25 protein-coding genes are annotated in these 26,565 nt (G+C 62.3%); 18 read left to right on the plus strand and 7 right to left on the minus strand.

Translation table 11 applies throughout. The features are described from left to right. Positions 1-29: 29 nt before the first annotated feature. The 3 genes from hydA (at position 30) to preA (ending at position 4,273) form a co-directional block, all read left to right on the plus strand. A complete protein-coding gene (gene hydA / locus KUA23_RS19535; RefSeq protein ID WP_078049288.1) occupies positions 30-1,469 on the plus strand; it encodes a dihydropyrimidinase in 1,440 nt (479 codons plus the stop codon). A gap of 162 nt (positions 1,470-1,631) precedes the next feature. After that, the gene (locus KUA23_RS19540) at positions 1,632-2,999 is read left to right on the plus strand and encodes an NAD(P)-dependent oxidoreductase (protein WP_252992684.1); all 1,368 of its coding nucleotides are present in this window, start codon (positions 1,632-1,634) and stop codon (positions 2,997-2,999) included. Then, complete coding sequence (gene preA / locus KUA23_RS19545) at positions 2,999-4,273, plus strand: NAD-dependent dihydropyrimidine dehydrogenase subunit PreA (RefSeq protein WP_252992685.1); 1,275 nt, start codon at positions 2,999-3,001, stop codon at positions 4,271-4,273. The genes KUA23_RS19540 and preA overlap by 1 nt, the downstream gene beginning before the upstream one ends. 79 nt (positions 4,274-4,352) lie before the next feature. Here preA and KUA23_RS19550 read toward each other — a convergent pair whose 3' ends face one another. Further along, entirely contained in the window at positions 4,353-4,973 is a 621-nt protein-coding gene (locus tag KUA23_RS19550) for a TetR/AcrR family transcriptional regulator (protein ID WP_078049290.1), read from the minus strand. A 143-nt stretch (positions 4,974-5,116) separates the two neighbouring features. On the opposite strand from KUA23_RS19550, the gene KUA23_RS19555 reads away from it, so the two are divergent. From KUA23_RS19555 to KUA23_RS19600, 10 genes are all read left to right on the plus strand, one after another. After that, positions 5,117-5,560 (plus strand): GNAT family N-acetyltransferase, encoded by a 444-nt coding sequence (locus KUA23_RS19555; protein WP_078049291.1) that lies wholly within the window; start codon positions 5,117-5,119, stop codon positions 5,558-5,560. Positions 5,561-5,578: 18 nt separating this feature from the next. After that, entirely contained in the window at positions 5,579-5,944 is a 366-nt protein-coding gene (copC, locus tag KUA23_RS19560; protein WP_099492953.1) for a copper homeostasis periplasmic binding protein CopC, read from the plus strand. A gap of 3 nt (positions 5,945-5,947) precedes the next feature. Further along, positions 5,948-6,805: a copper homeostasis membrane protein CopD gene (copD, locus tag KUA23_RS19565; protein WP_252992686.1), complete on the plus strand. Its 858-nt coding sequence runs from the start codon at positions 5,948-5,950 to the stop codon at positions 6,803-6,805. Positions 6,806-7,344: 539 nt separating this feature from the next. Then, positions 7,345-8,607 carry an OprD family porin gene (locus KUA23_RS19570; RefSeq protein ID WP_078049294.1) on the plus strand — a complete coding sequence of 421 codons (1,263 nt, stop codon included), beginning with the start codon at positions 7,345-7,347 and terminating at the stop codon, positions 8,605-8,607. 197 nt (positions 8,608-8,804) lie between these two features. After that, the gene (locus KUA23_RS19575; RefSeq protein ID WP_099492956.1) at positions 8,805-9,629 is read left to right on the plus strand and encodes an NAD-dependent epimerase/dehydratase family protein; all 825 of its coding nucleotides are present in this window, start codon (positions 8,805-8,807) and stop codon (positions 9,627-9,629) included. A 3-nt stretch (positions 9,630-9,632) separates the two neighbouring features. After that, positions 9,633-10,508 (plus strand): SMP-30/gluconolactonase/LRE family protein, encoded by an 876-nt coding sequence (locus KUA23_RS19580; protein ID WP_078049296.1) that lies wholly within the window; start codon positions 9,633-9,635, stop codon positions 10,506-10,508. Between the two features lie 51 nt (positions 10,509-10,559). After that, a complete protein-coding gene (locus KUA23_RS19585) occupies positions 10,560-11,522 on the plus strand; it encodes a TRAP transporter substrate-binding protein (protein WP_099492957.1) in 963 nt (320 codons plus the stop codon). Positions 11,523-11,586: 64 nt separating this feature from the next. Further along, complete coding sequence (locus KUA23_RS19590; protein WP_078049298.1) at positions 11,587-12,114, plus strand: TRAP transporter small permease; 528 nt, start codon at positions 11,587-11,589, stop codon at positions 12,112-12,114. A gap of 1 nt (position 12,115) precedes the next feature. After that, the gene (locus KUA23_RS19595) at positions 12,116-13,396 is read left to right on the plus strand and encodes a TRAP transporter large permease (protein ID WP_252992687.1); all 1,281 of its coding nucleotides are present in this window, start codon (positions 12,116-12,118) and stop codon (positions 13,394-13,396) included. A 66-nt stretch (positions 13,397-13,462) separates the two neighbouring features. Continuing rightward, positions 13,463-14,356, plus strand: coding sequence for an aldose 1-epimerase (locus tag KUA23_RS19600; protein ID WP_252992688.1), 894 nt, complete (start codon positions 13,463-13,465; stop codon positions 14,354-14,356). A 66-nt stretch (positions 14,357-14,422) separates the two neighbouring features. Here KUA23_RS19600 and KUA23_RS19605 read toward each other — a convergent pair whose 3' ends face one another. From KUA23_RS19605 to KUA23_RS19625, 5 genes are all read right to left on the minus strand, one after another. Continuing rightward, a complete protein-coding gene (locus tag KUA23_RS19605) occupies positions 14,423-15,574 on the minus strand; it encodes an HlyD family secretion protein (RefSeq protein WP_078049301.1) in 1,152 nt (383 codons plus the stop codon). After that, positions 15,571-17,217, minus strand: coding sequence for an MFS transporter (locus KUA23_RS19610; protein WP_078049302.1), 1,647 nt, complete (start codon positions 17,215-17,217; stop codon positions 15,571-15,573). Before KUA23_RS19610 ends, KUA23_RS19605 begins: the two co-directional genes overlap by 4 nt. A gap of 185 nt (positions 17,218-17,402) precedes the next feature. Next, entirely contained in the window at positions 17,403-18,215 is an 813-nt protein-coding gene (locus tag KUA23_RS19615) for a sulfite exporter TauE/SafE family protein (protein WP_100490254.1), read from the minus strand. Further along, positions 18,216-19,460, minus strand: coding sequence for an FAD/NAD(P)-binding oxidoreductase (locus KUA23_RS19620; RefSeq protein ID WP_252992689.1), 1,245 nt, complete (start codon positions 19,458-19,460; stop codon positions 18,216-18,218). It lies immediately after the preceding gene. A 50-nt stretch (positions 19,461-19,510) separates the two neighbouring features. Then, on the minus strand, positions 19,511-19,846 hold the full coding sequence (locus KUA23_RS19625) for an ArsR/SmtB family transcription factor (RefSeq protein WP_005789341.1): 336 nt from the start codon (positions 19,844-19,846) through the stop codon (positions 19,511-19,513). 94 nt (positions 19,847-19,940) lie between these two features. Between KUA23_RS19625 and KUA23_RS19630 the strand changes: the two genes are divergently transcribed. Continuing rightward, the gene (locus tag KUA23_RS19630; protein WP_068937211.1) at positions 19,941-20,804 is read left to right on the plus strand and encodes an MBL fold metallo-hydrolase; all 864 of its coding nucleotides are present in this window, start codon (positions 19,941-19,943) and stop codon (positions 20,802-20,804) included. Here the strand turns inward: KUA23_RS19630 and bkdR are convergent. Then, the gene (gene bkdR, locus KUA23_RS19635; RefSeq protein WP_010209335.1) at positions 20,801-21,286 is read right to left on the minus strand and encodes a Bkd operon transcriptional regulator BkdR; all 486 of its coding nucleotides are present in this window, start codon (positions 21,284-21,286) and stop codon (positions 20,801-20,803) included. The two genes, KUA23_RS19630 and bkdR, sit on opposite strands and share 4 nt — an antisense overlap. Before the next feature lie 195 nt (positions 21,287-21,481). Here bkdR and KUA23_RS19640 point away from each other — a divergent pair, with 195 nt between their 5' ends. Genes KUA23_RS19640 through lpdA form a run of 4 tightly spaced genes read left to right on the plus strand, consistent with a single transcriptional unit; the run spans position 21,482 to position 26,444 of the window. Further along, positions 21,482-22,717: a 3-methyl-2-oxobutanoate dehydrogenase (2-methylpropanoyl-transferring) subunit alpha gene (locus KUA23_RS19640; RefSeq protein ID WP_078049306.1), complete on the plus strand. Its 1,236-nt coding sequence runs from the start codon at positions 21,482-21,484 to the stop codon at positions 22,715-22,717. A 1-nt stretch (position 22,718) separates the two neighbouring features. Continuing rightward, positions 22,719-23,777 (plus strand): alpha-ketoacid dehydrogenase subunit beta, encoded by a 1,059-nt coding sequence (locus KUA23_RS19645; RefSeq protein ID WP_034107322.1) that lies wholly within the window; start codon positions 22,719-22,721, stop codon positions 23,775-23,777. Continuing rightward, positions 23,778-25,061 carry a dihydrolipoamide acetyltransferase family protein gene (locus KUA23_RS19650; RefSeq protein WP_078049307.1) on the plus strand — a complete coding sequence of 428 codons (1,284 nt, stop codon included), beginning with the start codon at positions 23,778-23,780 and terminating at the stop codon, positions 25,059-25,061. A gap of 3 nt (positions 25,062-25,064) precedes the next feature. Further along, entirely contained in the window at positions 25,065-26,444 is a 1,380-nt protein-coding gene (gene lpdA, locus KUA23_RS19655) for a dihydrolipoyl dehydrogenase (RefSeq protein ID WP_252992690.1), read from the plus strand. The last annotated feature ends 121 nt before the right edge of the window (positions 26,445-26,565 follow it).

Consider the following 26,565-nt stretch of genomic DNA (forward strand, 5'->3'; position numbering starts at 1 on the left):
AAGCCGGTCAAGCCTGTGAGGAACTCGACATGTCGCTGTTGATCCGTGGCGCCACCGTTATTACCCATGATGAAAGTTACCGCGCCGACGTGCTATGCGCAGGCGGTCTAATTCGCGCCATTGGCACGAACCTGGATATTCCCGCCGGCACTGAAATACTCGATGGCAGCGGCCAATACTTGATGCCCGGCGGCATCGATCCCCACACCCATATGCAACTCCCCTTCATGGGCACCGTGGCCAGTGAAGACTTTTTCAGCGGTACGGCGGCAGGCTTGGCGGGAGGCACCACGTCGATCATCGACTTCGTGATTCCCAACCCACAGCAATCCTTGCTGGAAGCCTTCCACCAGTGGCGCGGCTGGGCGGAAAAATCCGCGTCCGACTATGGCTTCCATGTGGCGATCACTTGGTGGAGCGAGCAGGTGCGCGAGGAAATGGCCGAGCTGGTCAGCCACCACGGCATCAACAGCTTCAAGCATTTCATGGCCTACAAGAACGCGATCATGGCGGCGGACGACACCCTGGTCGCCAGCTTCGAGCGTTGCCTGGAACTGGGCGCAGTGCCTACGGTGCATGCCGAGAACGGCGAGTTGGTGTATCACCTGCAACGCAAGCTGATGGCCCAGGGCATCACCGGGCCGGAAGCGCACCCGCTGTCGCGTCCGTCCCAGGTGGAGGGCGAAGCGGCCAGCCGCGCGATCCGCATCGCCGAGACCATCGGCACGCCGCTGTACCTGGTGCATGTGTCCACCAAAGAGGCGCTGGACGAAATCACCTACGCCCGTGGCAAGGGCCAGCCAGTCTACGGCGAAGTCCTCGCCGGCCACCTGCTGCTGGACGACAGCGTCTACCAGCACCCCGACTGGCAAACCGCCGCCGGCTATGTAATGAGCCCGCCGTTCCGCCCGCGCGGGCATCAGGAGGCGCTGTGGCACGGCCTGCAATCCGGCAACCTGCACACCACCGCCACCGATCACTGCTGCTTCTGCGCCGAGCAAAAAGCCGCCGGCCGTGACGACTTCAGCAAGATCCCCAACGGCACCGCCGGTATCGAAGACCGCATGGCGCTGCTGTGGGACGAAGGCGTCAACACCGGGCGTCTGTCGATGCAGGCGTTCGTCGCACTGACTTCCACCAACACCGCGAAGATTTTCAACCTCTACCCGCGCAAAGGCGCGATTCGCGTGGGTGCGGATGCGGACTTGGTGCTGTGGGACCCAGAGGGCACGCGGACCATTTCCGCCAAGACCCACCATCAGCAAGTCGACTTCAACATCTTCGAAGGCAAGACCGTGCGCGGCGTGCCGAGCCACACCATCAGCCAGGGCAAGCTGGTGTGGGCCGATGGCGACCTGCGCGCCGAGCGCGGTGCCGGGCGGTATGTGGAGCGGCCGACGTATCCGCCGGTGTTCGAGCAGTTGAGCAAGCGGGCGGAGCGTTCCAGGCCCACTGCAGTGAAACGCTAAAAGCGGCCTTCGGCCTATCGCGGGCAAGCTCGGCTCCCACATTTGAACGATGTGAACCCGATCCCATGTGGGAGCTGGCTTGCCTGCGATAAAGCCAGCAACGGCAACACAAAAACCAATGCCCATCAGAGGCAGCACCTCAATAACCGTGAGGCCACCACCGTGATCCAGACCCTGACCCACCTCCCCCATCCCGCTGAGGATGGCGCCACCCTCGCCAGCCACTTCACCGACCTGGCACCGCCCCTCAATGCGCGCCAGGCGCAACTGGAAGCGTCGCGCTGCCTGTATTGCTACGACGCACCGTGCGTGAACGCGTGCCCCAGCGAGATCGATATCCCCTCGTTTATCCGCAATATCCACACCGAAAACGTGCAAGGCGCGGCGCAGAAAATCCTCTCGGCCAATATCCTCGGCGGCAGTTGCGCGCGGGTCTGCCCCACGGAGATTTTGTGCCAGCAGGCCTGCGTGCGTAACAACGCCGAAGAGTGCGCACCGGTGCTGATCGGCCTGCTGCAACGTTATGCGGTCGACAATGCCCACTTCACCGAACATCCCTTCCACCGCGCCGCGTCCACCGGCAAGCGCATTGCGGTGGTCGGTGCCGGCCCCGCTGGCCTGGCCTGCGCCCACCGCAGTGCGTTGCACGGTCATGACGTGGTGATTTTCGAAGCCCGGGAGAAAGCCGGTGGCCTGAATGAATACGGGATCGCCAAGTACAAACTGGTGGACGACTTCGCACAGAAGGAGCTGGATTTCCTCCTGCAGATCGGCGGCATCGAGATTCGCCACGGCCAGCGCCTGGGGGACAACCTCACCCTCAGCGAACTGCATCAGCAATTCGATGCGGTCTTCCTGGGGCTGGGCCTGGCCGCGAGCAAACAGCTGGGCCTGCCCTTTGAGGACGCCCCCGGCCTGCTCGCCGCCACCGATTACATCCGCGAGTTGCGCCAGGCCGATGACCTGACTCAACTGCCGCTGGCCGACCGCTGCATCGTGCTTGGCGCCGGCAATACCGCCATCGACATGGCCGTGCAAATGGCCCGCCTTGGCGCCCGCGACGTCAACCTCGTGTACCGCCGTGGCCTGGCGGACATGGGCGCTACCCACCATGAACAAGACATCGCCAAGGCCAACCAGGTGCGCCTGCTCACCTGGGCCCAGCCCGAAGCCGTGCTGCTGGATGACCTGGGCCACGTACGCGGCATGCGTTTTGTGCGCACGCGCATGGAGAACGGCCGCTTGCACCCCACCGGCGAAACCTTCGAGCTGGCCGCCGATGCGATTTTCAAAGCCATCGGCCAGGGTTTCGATAATGAGGCACTGCACGACCCGTTGGCGCAGCAACTGCACCGCGTCGGTGAGCGCATCTTTGTCGACGAACAGCTGCGCACCAGTATTCCCGGTGTGTATGCCGGTGGCGACTGCGTCAGCCTCGGCCAGGACCTTACCGTGCAGGCCGTGCAACACGGCAAGCTGGCTGCCGAAGCCATGCACGCCCAACTCATGCTGAATGTGGAGGCTGCGTAATGGCCGATCTCTCGATTGTGTTTGCCGGTATCAAAGCCCCCAATCCGTTCTGGCTGGCTTCCGCGCCGCCCACCGACAAGGCCTACAACGTGGTGCGCGCCTTCGAAGCCGGCTGGGGCGGCGTGGTGTGGAAAACCCTGGGTGAGGACCCGGCAGCGGTCAACGTGTCATCGCGTTACTCGGCCCACTACGGCGCCAACCGTGAGGTGCTGGGCATCAACAATATCGAGTTGATCACGGACCGCTCCCTGGAGACCAACCTGCGGGAAATCACCCAGGTGAAAAAGGACTGGCCCGACCGCGCACTGATCGTGTCGCTGATGGTGCCGTGCGTGGAGGAATCCTGGAAAAACATCCTACCGCTGGTGGAAGCCACCGGTTGCGACGGTATCGAGCTGAACTTCGGCTGCCCCCACGGCATGCCCGAACGCGGCATGGGCGCGGCGGTGGGCCAGGTGCCGGAGTATGTGGAACAGGTGACACGCTGGTGCAAGACGTATTGCTCGCTGCCGGTGATCGTCAAGCTCACGCCCAATATCACCGACATCCGTGTGGCAGCGCGGGCGGCGTATCGGGGCGGTGCGGATGCGGTGTCGCTGATCAACACCATCAACTCCATCACCAGCGTGGACCTGGAACGCATGGTCGCCCTGCCGGTGGTCGGCACCCAGAGCACCCACGGTGGTTACTGCGGCTCGGCGGTGAAGCCCATTGCACTGAACATGGTCGCCGAAATCGCCCGTGACCCGCAGACCGAGGGCCTGCCGATCTGCGGCATTGGCGGCATCGGCAACTGGCGCGACGCAGCGGAATTCGTCGCCCTGGGCTGCGGCGCGGTGCAGGTGTGCACGGCGGCGATGCTGCACGGGTTTCGGATCGTGGAAGAGATGAAGGACGGGCTGTCACGCTGGATGGACAGCCAAGGCTACACAAGCCTGCAGGAATTCTCCGGGCGCGCGGTGGGCAACACCACGGATTGGAAGTACCTGGACATCAACTACCAGGTGATCGCCAAGATCGACCAGGCAGCCTGCATTGGCTGCGGGCGTTGCCATATCGCCTGCGAAGACACCTCGCACCAGGCCATTGCCAGCCTGAAACAGGCGGATGGCACGCATAAATATGAGGTGATCGACGATGAGTGCGTGGGCTGTAATCTGTGTCAGATCACCTGCCCGGTGGCCGATTGCATCGAGATGGTACCGATAGACACCGGCAAGCCGTTTTTGAATTGGACGCAGGATCCGAGGAATCCCTACCGGGAGGCTGTGTAGCCCGAAATAGTGTGGTGAGCGAGCTTGCCTCGCGCGGGGCAAGCCCGCTCACCACAACAATGGGATCAGCTCACCGATATCAAGGCTCCAACCCAATCCCCCGCAAAATCACACCTGTCACCGTCTGGATCGCCTTCTCGAACTGCATATCCGACAACGGCTGGTGATCATTCAAAATGTTCACTTGGTGATCAAAGTCGGCATAGTGCTGGGTCGAGGCCCAGATCATGTACAGCAGGCTCGACGGCTCCACCGGCAGGATGCGTTTGTCCTCCACCCACTGGCGAATTTTCGCTTCCTTCATTTTGGCCCAGTCGTACAGGCTTTCATCCAGCGCCTCACCCAGGGTCGGCGCACCATGGATGATTTCGTTGGCCCAGACTTTCGAACCATACGGCCGCGTGCGCGAGCGCTGCATCTTGGCGCGAATGTAGCTACTGAGCACCACCCGTGGGTCATCGAAGGTTTCGAAGCTCAGGGCGTCCTGCTTCCACACTTCCAGCAGGTCGAACAGCACGGCGCTGTACAGCTCGCTTTTGGTGGTGAAGTAGTAATGCAGGTTGGAGCGCGGCAGTTGCACTTCTTCAGCGATGTCGGCCATGGCGGTGCTGCCATAGCCTTTTTCGGCGAAGACTTTCTCCGCCGCCAGCAGGATTTTTTCGACGTTGACCCGACGAATTCCGATCTTGTGATTGCCCATAAGGGCTCCCTGACAACAACTTGGCTTAAAGACTACCATCGGCTCTAGATCGCGGCGACAGGCCATAATGAAACTTCTGACGCGAGCCTTTCGCCTGGAAAACGGATTGGTTAGGATCGCGATCCCCATGAAGGATCATTGCAATGACTATTCGACCTCGCGTGGCCACCGACGACCCTGTGCTGGGAGCGCTGTGGGAGCGCTCGGTACGCGCCACCCATGACTTCCTCCCCGAGGATGACATTCAACGGTTACTGCCCCTGGTGCGCGATACTTACTTGCCCATGCCCGCCCTGGAGGTGTGGGTATACGAGGATCAGGACGGTATCGCCGGTTTTATCGGCACCGGAGGGCAAAATGTCGAAATGCTGTTTATCGACCCGGACCGTCGTGGCCAGGGCATTGGCCGCCAGTTGCTCGACCACGCCCGCGCCCGTCACGACACCCTTACGGTGGATGTCAACGAACAAAACCCCCAGGCCGTGGGGTTCTACCTGCACTATGGTTTTATCCAGGTCGCGCGCTCGCCGCTGGATGGCGAAGGCAAGCCCTTTCCCTTGCTGCACATGGCTCTACCGACTCCCTGAACCTGAAGGTATTGAACAATGTTGATCAAGAAAAGCCTCACCACCGTCGCCCTGCTCGCCTCCCTGCTGGGCGCTTCGGCGGCGTTTGCCCATGCCCATCTCAAGAGCGCTGAACCTGCGGCAGACAGCAGCGTCGCCGCGCCCAAGGACCTGCGGCTGACCTTCAGCGAAGGCGTCGAAGCCACGTTCACCAAGGTGTCCCTGAGCAAGGACGGCACCGAAATCGCCATCAAGGGCCTGGAAACCCCGGATGCCGACAAAAAAGTCCTGGTCGTCACGCCGGCCGCGCCGTTGGCCGCCGGTAATTACAAGGTGGTGTGGAACGCAGTCTCGGTCGACACCCACAAGAGCAACGGTGAATACAGCTTCAAGGTCGGCCAATAACCCATGACGACCCTGCTGGTGCTGTGCCGCTTCCTGCATTTCACCGTCGTGTTGTTGATGTTTGGGGCCTGTGTGTTCAGGCCCTGGCTGGTGGGCGCTGAACCGCAACCGGTACTCGACCGGCAACTTCACCGTATCACCCGTGGGCTGGCCTGGCTGGGGCTGGGCTCCGGCCTCGCCTGGTTGCTGCTGATCACTGCCAGCATGGCCGGCAGCTGGGCGGCGGCGTTGCAGCCGGCCACGGTGCAACTGGTTCTGGGCAAAACCTTCTTCGGCCAGGTATGGACCTGGCACCTGCTGCTGAACCTGCTGCTGGTCATCGTGCTGATCAAGCCCTGGCCGGCATTGCGCCTGCCGGTAATCGCGCTGCTGCTGGCGACGCTGGCGCCGGTCGGGCATGGCGCCATGCTCGATGGGCTCAGCGGACAATTGTTGATCCTCAACCAAGTGGTGCACTTGGTCTGCGTGGGGGCGTGGCTCGGCGGGCTGTTACTGCTGGTCCTGATCCTCAGGCAGTCGCATGGCCACCCTGTGCCGGCGATCCTCAGGCGCTTCAGCGGCGTGGGCTATGGCCTGGTCGCCGGGTTGCTGGTCACCGGCCTTATCAACGTGCGCGTACTCACCGGGCAACTGTGGCCCACGCCGGTGTTCAACGGGTTCGCGCTGATCCTGTTGATCAAGGTTCTGTTGGTGCTGGGGATGTTGGCGCTGGCCTTGTTGAACCGCCTGCGCATCGAACGCTGTGAAGCGCGACCGGGCACGCTGAAGGCCAGCGTGATGCTGGAATGGTTACTGGGTGTTTCGGCGGTAGCCGCCGTTTCGCTGCTGGGAACCCTTCCGCCGATGGTCATGGCTGGCTAAAAAAGAAATTGGAATGGAATAAATGTGGGCGCTGGCTTACCGATGCAGACACTTTGGTACATCAGACAGACCGAGTCGATGCCATCGCCGGCAAGCCAGCTCCCACATTTAGATCGCGGGGCTACAGTCAGATAGCGGTCAGCTGTCCGGCCGCCTTCGCGAGCAAGCCCGCTCCCACAGTTGGATCGCGGGGTAACGGTTAGATTGTGGTCGGCTGCCAGGCCGCTTTCGCAGGCAAGCCAGCTCCCACATTTAGATCGCGGGGCTACAGTCAGGGAGCGGTCAGCTGTCCGGCCGCCTTCGCGGGCAAGCCCGCTCCCTCAGTTGGATCGCGGGGTAACGGTTAGATTGTGGTCGGCTGCCAGGCCGCTTGCGCAGGCAAGCCAGCTCCCCCATTGACCCTGCCCCTCTAGATCAAGCCACCCCAGGTCATCGTATAACTTCCGCTTGACAGCCCTCAAAAACCCCGCAAATATCCCCTTCAATGTTGTACGACGACGTACGACAAATAATAAAAACAACAAAAAGGGAGTTCCACTGTGAGTCAATTCGCCCGCAATTCCTCCTCGTCTATCGGCCTCCTCGGTCTAGGCAGCCTGGCATTTACCCTCCCCCTCAGCGTCCACGCCGACGGTTTTATCGAAGACGCCAAGGCCACGCTCAACCTGCGCAACGCCTACTTCAACCGCAACTTCACCAACCCGACCAACCCCCAGGGCAAGGCCGAAGAGTGGACGCAGAACTTCATCCTTGATGCCAAGTCCGGCTTCACCCAAGGCACCGTGGGTTTCGGGATTGATGTCCTGGGCCTGTACTCGCAAAAACTCGACGGCGGCAAAGGCACCGGTGGCACGCAGTTATTGCCGATCCACGATGACGGGCGCCCCGCCGACAACTTCGGCCGCCTGGGCGTGGCCCTGAAAACCAAGCTGTCGAAGACCGAATTGAAGGTCGGCGAGTGGATGCCGGTGCTGCCGATCCTGCGCTCCGACGACGGCCGCTCGCTGCCCCAGACCTTCCGTGGCGGCCAGGTCACCTCCAGCGAAATCGCCGGCCTGACCCTCTACGGCGGCCAGTTTCGCGGTAACAGCCCGCGCAACGACGCGAGCATGGAAGACATGTTCATGAACGGCAAAGCCGCGTTCACCTCCGACCGTTTCAACTTCGGCGGCGGTGAGTACAGCTTCAACGACAAACGCACCCAGGTCGGCGTGTGGTACGCCGAACTCACGGATATCTACCAGCAACAGTATTTCAACCTGACCCACAGCCAACCCGTGGGCGACTGGACACTGGGCGCCAACCTCGGCTTTTTCAACGGCAAGGAAGACGGCAGCGCCCTGGCCGGCGACCTCGACAACAAGACCGCCTTCGCCCTGCTCTCGGCCAAGTACAACGGCAATACCTTCTATGTGGGCCTGCAGAAACTCACCGGCGACAGCGTGTGGATGCGGGTCAACGGCACCAGCGGCGGCACCCTGGCCAACGACAGCTACAACGCCAGCTACGATAACGCCAAGGAAAAGTCCTGGCAGGTGCGCCATGACTTCAACTTTGTGGTGCTTGGCATTCCGGGGCTGACCATGATGAACCGCTACATCAGTGGCAGTAACGTACACACCGGGGCGATCACCGACGGCAAGGAATGGGGCCGCGAATCGGAACTGGCCTACACGGTCCAAAGCGGTGCGCTGAAGGACCTGAACGTGCGCTGGCGCAATTCGACCATGCGTCGGGATTTCAGCAATAACGAGTTTGATGAAAATCGGCTGTTTATCAGCTATCCGATTTCACTGTTGTAACCCGCCCAATGTGGGAGCTGGCTTGCCTGCGATGGCGGCGCATCAGCAATGTAGATGTCAACTGACCGTCCGCAATCGCAGGCAAGCCAGTTCCCACAATTGTATTTTGGCGTCAGCAAGAACGTTGACAACCTAGGGAATCCCTAACGATACTTCGGCATAGTCATACGACAACCTACAACAACAGTGGAACCCTCATGACCACCACCACAACCACGCCCGTTCCATTCAATCGCCTGCTGCTCACCGGTGCCGCTGGCGGCCTGGGTAAAGTCTTGCGCGAGCGCCTGCGACCTTACGCCCAGGTACTGCGCCTGTCGGATATCGCCAACATGGCTCCGGCTGCCGACGCGTGCGAAGAAGTGCAACCCTGCGACCTCGCCGACAAACAAGCCGTGCACCACTTGGTGGAAGGCGTCGACGCGATCCTGCACTTCGGCGGCGTATCGGTGGAGCGCTCGTTCGAAGAGGTCCTCGGCGCCAACATCTGCGGCATTTTCCATATCTACGAGGCCGCCCGCCGCCATGGCGTGAAGCGCGTGATTTTCGCCAGCTCCAACCATGTCATCGGCTTCTACAAGCAGGGCGAAACCCTCGACGCCCACTCCCCGCGCCGCCCGGACAGCTACTACGGCCTCTCCAAGTCCTACGGCGAAGACATGGCCAGTTTCTACTTCGACCGCTACGGCATCGAGACCGTGAGCATCCGCATCGGCTCGTCGTTCCCGGAGCCGCAGAACCGTCGGATGATGCACACCTGGCTGAGCTTCGATGACCTGACCCAACTGCTCGAACGCGCGCTGTACACGCCGAACGTCGGCCACACGGTGGTCTACGGCATGTCGGATAACCTCGACACTTGGTGGGACAACCGCTACGCCGCCCACTTGGGCTTTGCGCCAAAGGACAGCTCCGAGGTGTTCCGCGCCCAGGTCGAAACCCAGCCACCGGTGGCCGACAATGATCCGGCCAAGGTTTACCAAGGCGGCGCGTTCTGCGCAGCCGGCCCCTTCGGTGATTGACCCATGAGCGCCGAATTGATTGTCGACGCGCGCAATGCCGTGGGTGAATGCCCGGTGTGGGTGCCTGAGGAAAACGCCCTGTACTGGGTGGACATCCCCAAGGGCGGCCTGCAACGCTGGAGCGCCGCCAGCGGCCATATCGCCGCCTGGACAGCCCCGCAAATGCTCGCCTGTATCGCCCGCACCACGGCAGGCAACTGGGTCGCCGGGATGGAAACCGGCTTCTTCCAGCTCACCCCGCACAACGATGGCAGCCTCGACACCACGCCCCTGGCGAGCGTCGAGCACCCGCGCACGGACATGCGCCTGAATGACGGCCGCTGTGATCGCCAGGGCCGTTTCTGGGCCGGTAGCATGGTGCTGAACATGGGCTTGAACGCGGCTGAGGGCACCCTCTACCGCTACGCGTCCGGCGCGGCACCCCACGCCCAACTGGGCGGGTTCATTACCCTCAATGGCCTCGCGTTCAGCCCGGATGGCCGCACGATGTATGCCTCGGACTCTCACCCACTGGTGCAGCAGATCTGGGCCTTCGACTACGACATCGACACCGGCACGCCGTCCAATCGCCGCGTGTTCGTGGACATGCACAACCACCTGGGCCGCCCCGATGGCGCCGCCGTGGACGCCGATGGCTGCTACTGGATCTGCGCCAACGACGCCGGGCTCATCCACCGCTTCACCCCCGAAGGTCGCCTCGACCGTTCCCTCACCGTACCGGTGAAAAAACCCACCATGTGCGCCTTTGGCGGCAGTCGCCTGGACACCCTGTTCGTCACCTCGATCCGTGATGACCAGAGTGCACAGTCACTGTCCGGCGGCGTGTTCGCCCTCAACCCCGGCGTTGTCGGATTGCCGGAGCCCCAGTTCATCCTCTAGCTGCATCGCTGTGCCTTGAATACAACAATAACAAGACAGGAGAGACATCCCATGGACTTCAAACGCACCTTGCTCGCCGCTGCATTCTTCACCCTCAGCAGCGCCGCCCACGCGCTGGAAATCAAATTTGCCGACATCCACCCGGACGGTTACCCCACCGTGGTCGCCGAAAAGAACATGGGCGCGGCCCTGACCAAGGAAAGCAACGGTGAACTGACCTTCAAGTTCTTCCCCGGTGGCGTCCTGGGCTCCGAAAAGGAAGTGGTCGAACAGGCCCAGGTCGGTGCTATCCAGATGGCCCGGGTCAGCCTGGGTATCGTCGGCCCGGTGGTCCCCGACGTGAACGTGTTCAACCTGCCGTTCGTGTTCCGCGACCAGGCGCACATGCGCAAGGTTATCGACGGCGAGATCGGCGATGAGATCCTCGCCAAGATCACCGACTCGGAGTTCGGCCTGGTGGCCCTGGCCTGGATGGACGGCGGCACGCGCAACCTCTACACCAAGAAACCGGTCCGCAAGATCGAAGACCTCAAGGGCATGAAGATCCGCGTGCAAGGCAACCCGCTGTTCATCGAGGCCTTCAATGAAATGGGCGCCAATGGCATCGCCATGGACACCGGCGAGATCTTCAGTGCCCTGCAAACCGGCGTGATCGACGGCGCAGAAAACAACCCGCCGACCCTGCTGGAACACAACCATTTCCAGAACGCCAAGTACTACACCCTCACCGAGCACTTGATCCTGCCCGAGCCCATCGTGATGTCGAAAATCACCTGGAACAAGCTCACCCCCGCCCAGCAGGTGATGGTGAAAAACGCCGCCAAGGCCGCCCAGGCTGACGAGCGCGTGTTGTGGGACGCCAAGTCCGCCAGCAGTGAAACCAAGCTCAAGGCCGCCGGTGTCGAGTTCATCACCGTCGACAAAAAACCCTTCTATGACGCCACCGCGCCGGTGCGCGCCAAATACGGTGCGGCTTACGCCGACATCATCCAGCGCATCGACGCCGTTCAGTAACGCCCTCCTTCTCTAGCAAGGCCCGGCGCGGTCGGCACTGACGCGCCCGGTTACGGTGAACGCCATGAAGAATTTACTGCTGCGCATCAACGACCGCATCTACATGACCTGTATCTGGGTCGCCGGCCTCTCGGTACTGGGGGTCGCATTGATCATTCCCTGGGGCATCTTCGCCCGCTACGTCCTCGGCACCGGTTCCAGTTGGCCGGAACCCACCGCCATCCTGCTGATGCTGGTATTCACCTTCATCGGCGCCGCCGCCAGTTATCGCGCCGGGGCGCATATGTCGGTGGCGATGATCACCGACCGCCTGCCTCCCACCCAACGCCGCGTCGTCGGCATCGTTTCCCAGCTGCTGATGGCAACCATCTGCCTGTTCATGGCGATCTGGGGCACCAAGCTGTGCCTGTCCACCTGGAACCAGTTCATGAGCGCCATCCCCACGTTGCGCGTGGGCATCACCTACATGCCGATCCCGATTGGCGGGCTGCTGACCCTGGTGTTTGTGCTGGAGAAACTCCTGCTCGGTGACCAGAGCAACCGTCGGGTCGTGCGCTTTGACCTGGTTGAAGAAAGCGAAGGGGCCGCCTGATATGGACGCATTGATTCTGTTGGGCAGCTTTATCGCTTTGATCCTGATCGGCATGCCCGTGGCCTACGCCCTGGGGTTGGCCGCATTGATCGGCGCGTGGTGGATCGACATTCCGTTCCAGGCCCTGATGATCCAGGTGGCTGGCGGGGTGAACAAGTTTTCGCTGATGGCTATTCCGTTCTTTGTGCTGGCCGGGGCGATCATGGCCGAGGGCGGCATGTCGCGCCGGCTGGTGGCGTTTGCCGGGGTGCTGGTCGGTTTTGTGCGCGGTGGCCTGTCCCTGGTGAACATCATGGCCTCGACATTTTTTGGTGCGATCTCCGGCTCGTCGGTGGCCGATACCGCCTCGGTCGGCTCGGTGTTGATCCCGGAAATGGAACGCCGGGGCTACCCCAGGGAGTTCGCCACGGCCGTGACCATCAGCGGTTCGGTGCAGGCCCTGCTGACACCGCCCAGCCACAACTCGGTGCTCTACTCCCTGGCAGCGGGTGGCACGGTGTCGATCGCTTCGCTGTTCATGGCCGGCGTGGTCCCGGGCTTGCTGATGAGTGCCTGCCTGATGGTGCTGTGCCTGATCTTCGCCAAGAAGCGCGACTACCCCAAGGGCGAAGTCATCCCGCTCAAGCAGGCCCTAAAAATCTGCGCCGATGCGCTGTGGGGCCTGATGGCCATGGTGATCATCCTCGGCGGTATTCTCTCGGGCATCTTCACGGCCACCGAGTCCGCCGCGATTGCCGTGCTGTGGGCATTCTTCGTGACCATGTTCATCTACCGCGACTATAAATGGAGCGAGCTGCCCAAGCTGATGCACCGCACGGTGCGCACCATTTCCATCGTGATGATCCTGATCGCCTTTGCCGCCAGTTTCGGCTACATCATGACCCTGATGCAGATCCCGGCGAAGATCACCACGCTGTTCCTGACCCTGTCGGACAACCGCTACGTGATCCTGATGTGCATCAACGCCATGCTGCTGTTGCTCGGCACGGTGATGGACATGGCGCCGCTGATTCTGATCCTCGCGCCGATCCTGCTGCCGGTGATCCTGGGGATCGGCGTCGACCCGGTGCACTTCGGCATGATCATGCTGGTGAACCTGGGGATCGGGTTGATCACCCCACCGGTGGGCGCCGTGTTGTTTGTGGGCGCGGCGGTGGGCAAGGTCAGCATCGAGAAAACCGTGAAAGCGTTGCTGCCGTTCTATGCCGTGCTGTTCCTGGTGCTGATGGCGGTGACCTACATCCCGGCGCTGTCGCTGTGGCTGCCCAGCGTGGTGCTGTAACCCTCCCCTTGTAGGCGCCGGCAAGCTGGCGCCTACAAGTGACCTGCATTTCAAGGTAAACATGTGATGCTGGAACTCAGCGATGAACTGACCGTGCTGACCCTGGCCCCGGCCGTGGGCGGCAGCATCGTCAACTGGAGCGTGCGCGCCACCGGCCAGCCGCTGTTGCGCCATAGCGACGAGCAGGCGATCAGTACCGGCCTGCCGGGCAAGCTGGGGTGTTACCCCCTGGCGCCCTGGTCCAACCGCATTGCCCAAGGCGGTTTCGACAACCCCGACGGTTGGTTGGCCCTCGCCCCCAACAGCCTGACCGACCCGTTGCCGATCCATGGCTCGGCCTGGCAACAGGCCTGGCAGGTGCTGAGCCACACCGAGGATGAAGCGGTATTGGCGGTGGAGTGCGACACGCCGTTCGCCTATCGCGCCGAGCAGCGATTTCGCCTGCACGAAGGTGAACTGAGCATTGCCCTGCGCGTGACCCATCTCGGCGAAAAAGCCGCCTGGCATGGGTTGGGTTTGCATCCTTACCTGCCACGCCGAGCCACCACGCGGCTGCAGGCCAGGGCGTCGCAGGTGTGGATGAGTGACGCGTCCAAGTTGCCCACGAGGCTGGCGCCGGTGCCGCAGGCCTGGGACTTCAGCACCTTGAAAGCCCTGCCGGAAGGCCTGGTGGACAATGGTTTCTGCCAATGGGACGGGCACTGCCGGATAGAACAACCGGAGCTCGGGTATGCGTTGGAATGCCAGGCGAGCGGCGCGGATTACTTCCTGCTGTACTGCCCGCCGGGGCTGGGGTTCTTTTGCATCGAGCCGGTGAGCCATCCGGTGAATGCTCATCACCTGCCCGGCCGGCCGGGCCTGAAACTGCTGGAACACAATCAGTCGGTACAACTCAACTTCAAGCTCAAATACATACAACATGTGGGAGGGGGCTTGCCCCCGATGACGGTGTATCAGTAATACAGTGGTGGCTGGGACACCGCTATCGGGGGCAAGCCCCCTCCCACAGTTTTGATTTGTGTTGTGTCAGGGTGGAGCGTTTTTCAGGCGCCCGGCGGTGTCGATGCTCACCACCACCGATAATCCCGGCCGCAACCGCTCGCTCTCGGCCTGGTCGGGGTCCACCGTGATCCTCACCGGCACGCGCTGGGCGATCTTCACGAAGTTGCCAGTGGCATTGTCCGCTTGTAACAGGCTGAACTCCGAGCCGGTGGCCGGGGAAATATGCTGCACCGTGCCGTGGAATTTGCGGTGGTTCAGGGCATCGACGGTGAAGGTCACCGGCTGGCCGACCTGCACATTGTCCATCTGGGTTTCCTTCATATTGGCGATCACCCACAGTTGCTTCGGCACCAGCGCCATTAACTGCGCACCGGAGTTGACGTAGGCCCCCAGGCGCACGCCGATCTGCCCCAGTTGCCCGTCGCGTGGCGCGGTGATGCGCGTGTTGGACAGGTCGATGCGCGCCAGCTCCACCGCCGCCTCGGCACTCGCCACGGCCGCTTCCAGGGAGCCGCGATTGACGATCACGGTCTGCAGGTCCTGACGTGCGATTTCCAGGCTGGCCTGGGCCTGGGCCACCGCCGCGATGGTTTGCGCGTTGGCGGCGCGGGTCACGTCCAACTCACGCTTGGACACCGAGCCGTCACTGATCAACTCTTCATTGCGGCGCAGATCGGCGGTGCTCTTGCGCGCCTGCGCCTGGCTGTCCGCCAATGCCGCCTGGCGCAACTGGATGGTGGCTTCGGCGCTGTTGCGCTGCTGCACCACATTCGCCAACGAGGCCTTCTGCACCGCCAGTTGCGCCAGCGCCTGGTCGAGGCGCTGCTTGTAGATTCGGTCGTCGAGGCGCACCAGCAGGTCGCCGGCCTTCACGTACTGGAAGTCCTGCACCGGCACTTCGAACACATAGCCGCTGAGCTGCGGGCCGATAATCGTCACCTGCCCACGCACCAAGGCGTTCTCGGTGGTTTCCACGGCACTGCTGAACGGTGGCAACTGCCAGGCATACAACACGATCAGCACCCCGACGATGGCAATCGCGGCAAAGCCCAGGGACGAGACGATGCGCACCCGCAAGGAGCGCGGCTCGGTCACCGTGGCGCCGGGCGGTGTACTGCCTTCCGGGGTGGAGGCGATGGCGTTGGTGGTCGTGGTGGTGGAAGTCGGTTCGGTCATGAAGAAGCGCCGCTGGGTTGAACGGGAGTGGCTGCTGCCTGGGTGGTGCTCATCAGCCACAGGCTGCGGATAAAGATCCAGATCATGGTCAGTATCGCGATGATCGCGATCAGCATGAAGACATCGTTGTAGGCCATCACATTCGCCTCGCGGGTTGCCGCCGTGGCCAGGCTGCGAATGCCCATCAGGTTGCGCAGCTCGGGGTCGGCGACAATACCGCCGTAGGCCGAGCCGCCGCTCTGCACCCGCGCGGCCACACGTGGGTCCAGCAAGGTCAAATGTTCGACGATCATGCTGGAGTGATATTTCTCGCGCACAATCTGGAACGTGCCCAGCAACGCCGCGCCAATCAGCCCGCCGAGGTTCTGGCAGATCCCGAACATCACCGAAAAACTCACCAGGTTACGCGGGTTGGTCAGCACGTTCTTGGTGCCCAGCACCATGGTCGGCCCCAGGAAGAACGTACCGCCGAAGCCTAGCAGGAACTGGCTGATATACAGGTTCTGCGGCCGAGTGAGGTTGCTGGAAAAGCTGTCCATCACCGACCCCGTCGCCATCAGCGCCAGGGAAATCACCAGCGGCATCAGCAAATGCGCCGGGTTGATGGTCAGCGCACTGACCGCCAGGCCCGCGATCGCCCCGGCCAGCATCACCACGTACAGCGTGTGCATCTGTTGGTAGCTCATGTTCAGCATCTGCATGAACCCCACGGCGCCGGTGGACTGCTCGGACAGCACCATGCGAATCAGGATCACCGCCAGTGCCAGGCGAATCATCACGCCACTGCCCAGCCAACGGGTCATCAGCATCGGGTTGGCGCGGTTATGCTCGATGGCCAGCCCGGCCATGATCAGCACCAGCGAGCAGGCCGAGGCCACGCCGATCCACGGCGCTTCCAGCCACCAGTCGATTCGGCCCAGGGACAGCACGGCGCAGAGCAAGGCAACCCCGGTGGCAAGGATGGCGAAGGTGAGGAAGTCGAGTTTTTCGAAGGTCTTGAAGCGGTCACCAGGCGGCAACTTGAGCAGGAACACGCAGCCCAGGCAAATCAGCGCCATGCCCAGTTCGAACAGGTACAGCCCGCGCCATTCGGCGATTTGCAGCAGGTCCTCGGAGAACAGCCGCGCCAGTGGCAAGGCCAATTGCGCCGTGCCCAACCCCAGCACCAAGGCCTTCAAGCGCCACTTGGCCGGGAAAGCCTGGATCATGTAATACAAACCCAATGAACTCAGCGCCGCACCTACCATGCCGTGGGCCGCTCGCACGGCGATGGCGGAGTTGAGATCGTTGACGAACAAATGCCCGAACGTCACCAATGCATACAGCACCAGGAACACCTCGGTGAACGCGCGCAGGCCGAACTGCTGGCGGAACTTCACCAGCAGCAGGTTCATGCACACGTTGGTCATCACATAGGCGGCGGGCAGCCAGGCCATTTCGGCGGTGGTCGCGCCGAGGGCACCCTGCAGGTATTGCAGGTTGGCAATCACCAGCGCATTACCCAACCCCCCGGTAATCGCTACGAGCACGCCCACCATCGCGAACAGCCACCGCTTGTGGGTGGGGTGCAACGGCGTCGACGGCGAGCCAGGCAGGCTTGGCCGCTCATGGGGCTCCCAGGTGTGTGGGGTGTATTTGTTCATTCGATGACCTAGATGATCCGACGCAGGATGTCGGTAAAACCATTACTCAGGGAGTAGTAAACCTGAGCGGAGTTCATCTTGCCATGTCGAGGGGGTGATTGATCCTCCAAACGAGAGCGGTCGTGGACGGGCAGCGGGTGCCCGGCACATTCGGCGTAGGACGGGCCCCGTCACAGGCCCGGCACTTAGGATGTAAGACAGGCCTTGACCAACATGCCAACGGCCACCAGTACGCACAGGCTGGCAAACCCCACCTGCAAGGTGCGCGCGGGAATCACCGAGCACAGGCGCCGCCCGGCCAGCATGCCGACGATGCTCGCGCCGATAAACACCCAGCCCACTGATTCGATGCGTACACCGGCATGGAACGCGCCAGCCACACCGACCAAGGAGAGCAGGCTGATCACCATCAAGGAGGTGGCGACGATGCCGCGCATCTGCACATCGGTGAGTTGCTTGAACGCCGGCACGATCAGGAAGCCACCGCCCACACCGAGCAGGCCGGATACCGCACCGGTCACCGCGCCGAGGGCGGCCAGGGTCGCGCTGCATTTGGCGGTCCAGGCGAAGCGCCCGGTCTGCTGATCGAGCATGCAGTTCTTCTGTCCCCAGGACGCCGTGCCATGGTCACTCGGCCCCGCCTCACGTTTTTCACGCTGCAACATGCGCCAGGCCACCAACACCATCAAGCCACTGAACAGCCCCATCAGCAACGCTTCCGGCAGTTGGTGGGCGAGAAACACCCCCACCGGCGAGAACAGCGCACCGAGCAAGGCGATCAACAACGCGGCGCGGTAACGCACCAGGCCATGGCGCAAACCATCGACCGCTCCCACCGCCGCCGCCGCGCCAACCGCAAGCAACGACACCGGCGCGGCCTGGGTCATGCTCAAGCCCAAACCAAGCACCAGCGCCGGCACCCCAAGGATGCCGCCGCCCGCGCCGGTCAGGCCCATGACCAGGCCCATCAATAACCCCAACACACTGGCCAGCAGCATTCAGTCCACCTTGCTCAGGCGGGTCAGCCACTCGCGGCCCTTGAGCATGCCATTCCAATAGAACCACGGCAGCAACGTGGCCTTGAGGAACCACATCGAGCGACGCGCCTGGGTCGGGTCGAGGGGAAAGGTCGGCAGCAGCTTGCCGCCGTAGCCAAACTCGGCCAGCACCACCTTGCCCTTCTCCACCGTCAGCGGGCAGGAACCGTAGCCGTCGTATTTGAGCGGCAGCGGCGCCTGTTTGCGCAGGGCCAGCAGGTTTTCAGCGACCACTACGATCTGCTTGCGTACTGCAGCGGCGGTCTTGGCGTTGGTGGTGCCGCACACGTCACCCAGGCCGAAGATGTGCGGGTAACGCAGGTGTTGCAGGCTGTGGGGGTTCACTTCGCACCAGCCCGCTGCATCGGCCAGCGGGCTTTGGCGGATGAAGTCCGGAGAAACCTGCGGTGGGACCACGTGCAGTAGGTCGAAGGATTTTTCTTCAACGCGGGCATTGCCTTCGGCGTCCTTCACTTCGAACCAGGCCTTACGCGCTAGGCCGTCGACTTTCACCAGGTTGGCGTTGAACGCAAGGCGGGCGTTGTACTTCTCCACGTATTTCATCAACGGCGGCACGAAGGTCGCCACGCCGAACAGCGCGGCACCGGCCAGGTTGAATTCGACATCGATGTTTTTCAGCACGCCCTGCCTGAGCCAGTGATCGCAGGACAAATACATGGCCTTTTGCGGCGCGCCTGCGCATTTGATCGGCATGGCTGGCTGGGTGAAGATCGCCTTGCCGCCCTTGAGTTGCTGCACCAGTTGCCAGGTGTAAGCGGCGTGCTGGTAGCTGTAGTTGGAGGTGACGCCATGCTTGCCGAGGGTGTCTTGCAGGCCTTCGATCTTCTCCCAGGCCAGGCGCAGGCCGGGGCAGACGATCAGGTTTTGCCAGCTGACACGCTGGCCGCTGTCGAGGATCAGGGTCTGCTCGTCGGGCAGTACTTCGGTGACGGCGGCTTGCACCCAGGTAACGCCGTTGGGCAATACATCAGCCAGCGGGCGGCGGGTCTTTTTCAGGTCATAGGCGCCGCCACCCACCAGGGTCCAGGCGGGCTGGTAGCTATGATGGTCGCTCGGTTCGATCAGGATGATATTCAGATGCGGGTCGCGCTTGAGCAGGCTGGCCAGCAGGCCAATGCCCGCCGAGCCGCCGCCGATGACTACGATGTCGCCACTGATGGTTGGGCCCCAGTGTTGGTCGGTCATGGTCTATCGCCTTTGTCATACATGCACACAAGGGTCGCTGCCGGATGGCGTCACGCCCAGCTTTTTATGACCGCGCCGCAGTACAAGCCGGACAGGGTCTTCATTACTTGAATCACTTCGTGGCTGGCCAACCCGTAGAAGATGTATTTACCTTCCCGACGGGTGGCGACCAACCCTTCGTCACGCAGGATGCCCAACTGTTGAGACAGCGTGGGCTGGCGCACGCCGGTCAGGGCTTCCAGTTCGCCGACATTGCGCTCGCCCTGAGTCAACTGGCACAGGATCAACAAACGATCCTCATTGGCCAGGGCCTTGAGCAAGGAGCAGGCCTTGGACGCCGATGCGCGCAACTGGGCGACTTCGCCCTCACTCAGAGTAGATTCCATTTGCCTCGGGTCCTTTTTGTCACTTAAGCTCAAAACATTATGTGAAAACGTAAACTGATTGTAACTACTTTTTTCTTCATCCGGGACAACCGCCATGCCAGCGCTGATCCAAGCCTTTCTGGACGAGGCATCGTCGACCTACACCTACGTGGTTTATGAAACCGATGGCGGCCCCTGTGCCATCGTCGATTCGGTGCTCAACTACGACCCGGCCTCGGGGCGCACCGACACCGCCCAGGCCGACAAGGTCATCCGCTTTGTGCGCGAGCATGGGCTGCAGGTGCAATGGCTGCTGGAAACCCACGCCCACGCTGATCACTTGTCTGCCGCGCCATACCTGCGCCGCACGCTGGGTGGCAAGATCGCCATCGGGCAGTCGATCAGCAAAGTGCAGGGCGTGTTCAAGAACCTGTTCAACCTGGAGCCGGAATTTCGCGTAGATGGCTCGCAGTTCGATCACCTGTTTGCGCCGGATGAGGTGTTTCACATCGGCACGATCAAGGCCCAGGCCCTGCATGTGCCAGGGCATACCCCGGCGGACATGGCCTATCTGATCGACGACCGACTGATCCTGGTGGGTGACACGCTGTTCATGCCGGATGTCGGCACGGCGCGCTGTGATTTCCCTGGCGGCGATGCGCGGCAGTTGTATGCGTCGATGCGCAAGTTGCTGGGCTTTCCCCTGGAAACCGAGTTGTACGTCTGCCACGACTACCCGCCCGAAGGCCGTGAGGCAAAGTGCCGGACCACGGTGGCAGAGCAGCGTGCGGGGAATATCCATGTGCATGATGGCGTGGATGAAGCCACGTTTGTCGAGATGCGCACCACGCGCGACGCAGGGCTGGGGATGCCGACGCTGTTGCTGCCGGCGATCCAGGTGAATGTGCGGGCGGGGAATATGCCGCCGGCGGAGGACAATGGTGTGGTGTACCTGAAGATTCCGGTCAACCACCTCTAACCCAGGTTGATGCCGTTGGCCGGTAGCGGCAACGCAGTTTTGTAGCGCACCTGCTTGAGGGCGAAGCTGGAGCGGATGTTGGCGACGCCCGGCACCTTGGTCAAAAAGTCCATCATGAAACGCTCCAGCGACTGGATTGTCGGCACCAGCACCCGGATCAGATAGTCCGGGTCACCGGCCATCAGGTAACACTCCATCACTTCTGGCCGGTCCGAGATCGCGCCTTCGAACTGCTGCAACGCCAACTCATTCTGCTTTTCCAGGCTCACGTGGATGAACACGTTGACGTGCAGGCCCAACAGGTCGGCGTCGAGCAGCGTGACCTGGTCTCGAATCAGGCCCAGTTCTTCCATCGCCTTCACCCGGTTGAAACACGGCGTGGGCGACAGGTTGACCGAGCGGGCCAGGTCGGCGTTGGTGATGCGGGCATTCTCCTGCAGGGCGTTGAGAATGCCGATATCGGTACGGTCCAGTTTGCGCATGAGACAAAATCACCTGTTTATTATGTTTATGCAGTTTTTTTATCCGCAAATGGTCTTGAGCGCAACGAAACAGAGATAAATATTCTTCTACGCCACGCCTATGATTGTTGTAGGACAAGATTTCTCCTACCCGGAGTCTGACTGTCAGCTAGCGCGCCCACTACAAGAAATTCACAAGATAGAGCGTAGAAAGCCATGACTCAGCAGTACGAACCACTGCGCCTGCACGTCCCTGAACCCTCGGGACGCCCAGGCTGCAAGACCGACTTTACCTACCTGCGCCTGACCGACGCCGGCCTGGTGCGCAAACCCGCCATCGACGTAGAACCCGCCGACACTGCCGACCTGGCCAAGGGCCTGATCCGCGTGCTCGACGACCAGGGCCAGGCCCTCGGTCCCTGGGCTGAAGGCGTCCCCGTCGAGATCTTGCGCAAAGGCATGCGCGCCATGCTCAAGACGCGGATCTTCGACAACCGCATGGTGGTCGCCCAGCGTCAGAAAAAAATGTCGTTCTACATGCAGAGCCTTGGCGAAGAAGCCATCGGCAGCGCCCAGGCCCTGGCCCTGAACATCGACGACATGTGCTTTCCCACCTACCGCCAGCAAAGCATCCTGATGGCTCGCGACGTGCCCTTGGTGGACCTGATCTGCCAACTGCTGTCCAACGAGCGCGACCCGCTCAAGGGCCGTCAGTTGCCGATCATGTATTCAGTGAAAGACGCTGGCTTCTTCACGATTTCCGGCAACCTCGCCACCCAGTTCGTACAAGGCGTGGGCTGGGGCATGGCCTCGGCGATCAAGGGCGACACCAAAATCGCTTCCGCCTGGATCGGCGACGGCGCCACCGCCGAATCCGACTTCCACACCGCCCTCACCTTTGCCCACGTGTACCGTGCGCCGGTGATCCTTAACGTGGTCAACAATCAGTGGGCCATTTCCACCTTCCAAGCCATCGCCGGCGGCGAAGCCACCACCTTTGCCGGACGCGGCGTGGGTTGTGGCATCGCCTCCCTGCGGGTGGACGGCAACGACTTCATCGCGGTGTACGCCGCTTCCGCCTGGGCTGCCGAGCGTGCGCGCCGCAACCTGGGGCCAACGCTGATCGAGTGGGTCACGTATCGAGCCGGCCCGCACTCCACTTCTGATGATCCGTCGAAATATCGCCCAGCCGACGACTGGAGCCACTTCCCCTTGGGCGACCCGATTGCCCGCCTCAAGCAGCACCTGATCAAGATTGGCCAGTGGTCCGAAGAGGAACACGCGGCGGTCAGTGCAGAACTTGAAGCCGAAGTGGTCAAGGCACAGAAAGAAGCCGAACAGTACGGCACCCTTGCCGGCGGCCAGATTCCAAGCGCCGCGACCATGTTCGAAGACGTTTACAAAGAGATGCCGGAGCACTTGAAGCGCCAGCGTCAAGCGTTGGGGATCTGACATGAACGATCACAACAACAGTATTGAAGTGGAAACCGCCATGACCACCACCACCATGACCATGATCCAGGCCCTGCGCTCGGCCATGGATGTGATGCTCGAACGTGACGACAACGTGGTGGTGTTCGGCCAGGACGTCGGCTACTTCGGCGGCGTGTTCCGTTGCACCGAAGGCCTGCAGACCAAGTACGGCAGCTCGCGGGTGTTTGACGCGCCAATCTCCGAAAGCGGCATTATCGGCGTGGCCGTGGGCATGGGCGCCTATGGCCTGCGCCCGGTCGCCGAGATCCAGTTCGCCGACTACGTTTACCCTGCCACCGACCAGATCATCTCCGAAGCCGCCCGCCTGCGTTATCGCTCGGCCGGTCAGTTCACTGCGCCGCTGACCATGCGCATGCCCTGCGGCGGCGGCATCTACGGTGGCCAGACCCACAGCCAGAGTATCGAAGCGGTGTTCACCCAGGTCTGCGGCCTGCGCACGGTGATGCCGTCCAACCCCTATGACGCCAAGGGCCTGCTGATCGCCTCCATCGAGAACGATGACCCGGTGATCTTCCTTGAGCCAAAACGCCTGTACAACGGCCCATTCGATGGCCATCACGACCGCCCGGTAACCCCGTGGTCGAAACACCCGCAAGCCCAGGTGCCGGACGGTTACTACACCGTGCCGCTGGACGTGGCCGCCATCGTGCGTCCGGGCTCGGCCGTTACCGTGCTGACCTATGGCACCACCGTGTATGTGTCGCAAGTTGCCGCCGAAGAAACCGGCATCGACGCCGAGGTCATCGACCTGCGCAGCCTGTGGCCGCTGGACCTGGAAACCATTGTCAACTCCGTGAAGAAGACCGGCCGTTGCGTGGTGGTGCATGAAGCCACCCGCACCTGCGGCTTTGGTGCCGAGCTGGTGTCGCTGGTGCAAGAACACTGCTTCCACCACCTGGAAGCGCCGATCGAACGCGTCACCGGTTGGGACACCCCCTACCCGCACGCGCAGGAGTGGGCGTATTTCCCAGGGCCGTCCCGAGTGGGCGCGGCGTTGAAACGGGTCATGGAGGTCTGAATGGGCACGCACGTTATCAAGATGCCGGACATTGGCGAAGGCATCGCGGAAGTTGAACTGTCGGTGTGGCATGTGAAGGTTGGCGACATGGTCGTCGAAGACCAGGTGCTGGCGGATGTAATGACCGACAAGGCGATGGTGGACATTCCCTCGCCCGTGCACGGCAAAGTGATCTCCCTCGGCGGCGAGCCGGGTGAAGTCATGGCCGTGGGCAGTATTCTGATCAGTATCGAAGTGGAAGGTGCGGGCAATGCCAAGGACGCGCCGGTCATAAAGGAAGCACCAAAGGACGCGCCAAAGGCTGCACCGGTGGTTGAAGCCAAGCCTGAAACCAAGCCTGCGCCGGTCGCCGTTGAAAGCAAACCTGTGCCGGCTGTTGCCGCCCAGGCCCCGGTGGCCCGTGCTGCCGACGAACGCCCGCTGGCCTCCCCCGCCGTGCGCAAACGCGCATTGGACGCCGGGATCCAGCTGCGCCTGGTCCAGGGCTCTGGCCCGGCGGGCCGGATTCTGCACGAAGACCTGGACGCTTACTTGCGCCAGGGCCCGACGCCGTCCAAAGCCGCAGCCAACCCCTACGCCGAGCGCAACGACGAAGAACAGATCCCGGTGATCGGCATGCGCCGCAAGATCGCCCAGCGCATGCAGGACGCCACCCGTCGTGCCGCACATTTCAGCTATGTGGAAGAGATCGACGTCACCGCCCTCGACGAGTTGCGTGTGCACCTCAACGAGAAACACGGCGCCACGCGCGGCAAGCTCACCCTGCTGCCGTTTATCGTGCGCGCCATGGTCGTGGCGTTGCGGGACTTCCCGCAGATCAACGCGCGTTACGACGACGAAGCCCAGGTCATCACCCGGCTTGGCGCGGTGCACGTAGGGGTCGCCACCCAAAGCGACGTAGGCCTGATGGTGCCGGTGGTGCGTCACGCCGAAGCCCGCAGCCTGTGGGGCAACGCCGAGGAAATCGCCCGTTTGGCCACTGCTGCGCGCAGTGGCAAGGCCAGTCGCGATGAACTGTCGGGCTCCACCATTACCTTGACCAGCCTCGGCGCTTTGGGCGGCATCGTCAGCACGCCGGTGCTCAACCTGCCGGAAGTCGCCATCGTGGGCGTCAACCGCATCGTCGAACGGCCCATGGTGATCAAGGGCCAGATCGTGGTGCGCAAGATGATGAACCTCTCCAGCTCGTTCGATCACCGCGTGGTCGATGGCATGGACGCGGCGCAATTCATCCAGGCCATTCGCGGCCTGCTCGAACAACCCGCCAGCCTGTTCCTGGAGTAAGGCATGACGCAGACATTGAATACCACGCTGCTGATCATCGGCGGCGGCCCTGGCGGTTATGTGGCGGCGATCCGTGCCGGCCAACTGGGCATCCCGACCATTCTGGTGGAAGGCCAGGCGCTGGGCGGTACGTGCTTGAATATCGGCTGCATTCCGTCCAAGGCCTTGATCCATGTGGCCGAACAGTTCCAGCAAACCATCCACCACAGCCAGGGTTCGCAACTGGGCATCGAAGTGGATGTGCCAACCCTGGACATCCGCAAAAGCGTGGAATGGAAAGACGGCATCGTCGACCGCCTGACCACCGGCGTCGCCGCCCTGCTGAAAAAGCACAAGGTGCAGGTGATCCACGGCTGGGCCAAGGTGGTGGACGGCAAGACCGTCGACGTCGGCGACCAGCGTATCCAGTGCGAACACCTGCTGCTGGCCACCGGCTCGAATAGCGTCAACCTGCCGATGCTGCCGATTGGCGGGCCGATCATCTCGTCCACCGAGGCGCTGGCGCCAACGCGAGTGCCTAAGCGTTTGATCGTGGTGGGTGGCGGCTATATCGGCCTGGAGCTGGGGATTGCCTACCGCAAGCTCGGCGCCGAGGTCAGTGTGGTCGAGGCCCAGGACCGCATCCTGCCGGCCTATGATGCCGAGCTGACGCAGCCGGTCAACGAATCCCTCAAGCAACTGGGGGTGAAGCTGTACCTCAAGCACAGTGTCACCGGTTTTACCGATGGTAGCCTGCAAGTAAGCGACCCGAATGGCGACACCCTGTCGCTGGCAACGGATCAGGTGCTGGTTGCTGTGGGTCGCAAACCCAACACCCAAGGCTGGAACCTTGAAGCACTGGACTTGGAGATGAACGGCGCGGCGATCAAGATCGACAGCCGCTGCCAGACCAGCATGCGCAACGTGTATGCCATCGGCGACCTGAGCGGCGAGCCGATGCTGGCGCACCGCGCCATGGCCCAGGGCGAGATGGTGGCCGAACTGATGAGCGGTAAACCCCGCGAATTCAACCCGGCCGCGATCCCGGCGGTGTGCTTTACCGACCCGGAACTGGTGGTGGTCGGCAAGACCCCCGATGAAGCCAAGGCCGCTGGCCTGGACTGCATCGTGTCGAGCTTCCCGTTTGCGGCCAATGGCCGGGCGATGACCCTGGAGTCGAAAACCGGCTTCGTCCGGGTGGTGGCGCGACGCGACAACCACCTGATCGTCGGCTGGCAAGCCGTGGGGGTGGGCGTTTCGGAACTGTCCACCGCCTTTGGCCTAAGCCTGGAGATGGGCGCGCGCCTGGAAGACGTGGCGGGCACCATCCATGCGCATCCGACGCTCGGCGAAGCCGTGCAGGAAGCCGCGTTAAGGGCCCTGGGCCACGCGCTGCACCTGTAAAAACGAGGTGAGGCCATCGCGGGCAAGCCCGGCTCCCACAATGGAATGCATTGCAAATGTGGGAGCTGGCTTGCCTGCGATAGCGGTGGATCAGCCATTACAGAGGCTGAATGGTCCGCCC

This window comes from Pseudomonas pergaminensis (genome assembly GCF_024112395.2).
In the GTDB taxonomy this organism is placed as follows: Bacteria; Pseudomonadota; Gammaproteobacteria; order Pseudomonadales; family Pseudomonadaceae; genus Aquipseudomonas; species Aquipseudomonas pergaminensis.